Source organism: Mesorhizobium sp. M1006 (assembly GCF_040318825.1).
Taxonomy (GTDB): domain Bacteria; phylum Pseudomonadota; class Alphaproteobacteria; order Rhizobiales; family Rhizobiaceae; genus Mesorhizobium.
In genome coordinates this window covers 1-529 of the sequence record NZ_JAMYMZ010000170.1, presented here as the reverse complement: position 1 = coordinate 529, position 529 = coordinate 1, and the positions used below count along the sequence as shown (strand labels likewise).

Genomic DNA, 529 nt, shown 5'->3' with positions numbered 1-529 from the left:
CATCGGCTGGTGTTTATCGACGAGACCGGAACCACTACGAAGATGACGCGCCTGCGCGGCCGCTGCCTGAAGGGCCAACGGCTGCTCTCAAAGGCACCGTTCGGACATTGGAAGACACAGACCTTCATCGCCGGCCTGCGCTGCCATGGGCTCACGTCGTCATCGACACGCCGATGAACCGGCGCATTTTCGAAACCTACGTCGAAACGCAGCTCGCTTCGACCCTGGCAAAGGGCGATGTGGTGATCCTCGACAATCTTGCTGCCCACAAGAGTCCGGCCGCCGAGGCAGCCATCCGGGCCAGAGGCGCATGGCTGCTCTTCCTGCCGCCCTAAGCCCCGATCTCAACCCGATCGAAATGGCCTTCGCCAAGCTCAAGGCTCAAGGCGCATCTGCGCGCAAAGGCCATCGGATCCATCGACGCCCTCTGGCAGGCCATTGGCGATATCTGCAATCTCTCTCTCCAACAGAATGCAGAAACTACTTCACTGCCGCAGGATATGGACTCACATGAACGTCCGCCGCTCTA

General features: G+C 60.3%; 1 pseudogene. It reads left to right on the top strand.

The features are described 5' to 3' along the window. Nucleotides 1-514 (top strand): annotated as a pseudogene (locus NKH60_RS35085) (IS630 family transposase); the annotation flags it as partial. Between the last annotated feature and the right edge of the window lie 15 nt (nucleotides 515-529).